This is a genomic window from Geobacillus sp. G4 (genome assembly GCF_040327975.1).
In the GTDB taxonomy this organism is placed as follows: Bacteria; Bacillota; Bacilli; order Bacillales; family Anoxybacillaceae; genus Geobacillus; species Geobacillus thermoleovorans.
Genome location: NZ_JBEPJY010000141.1, coordinates 1 through 240 on the forward strand (window position 1 = coordinate 1; position 240 = coordinate 240).

Annotated in this window: 1 protein-coding gene; it reads left to right on the plus strand. The window is 39.6% G+C overall.

What is annotated here, in order from left to right; translation table 11 throughout:
• Positions 1 to 240, plus strand: a 240-nt coding sequence (locus ABS784_RS17270) for an MFS transporter (protein WP_352513437.1), incomplete at both ends; no start/stop codon positions are given.

The following is a 240-nucleotide window of genomic DNA, read 5'->3' on the forward strand; positions in this document are numbered from 1 at the left end:
TGGGGGCGACGAATACTGTAATTGGAATTGTAATGGGAGCTTATATGCTAACGGCAATGCTATTTCGCCCCTGGGCTGGTCAAATTATTGCACGTATTGGTCCGATTAAAGTATTGCGTATTATATTATTGATTAATGCTATGGCACTGGTATTATATGGGTTTACAGGACTTGAAGGTTATTTGATTGCACGTATCATGCAAGGTGTGTGTACGGCATTCTTCTCAATGTCTTTACAAT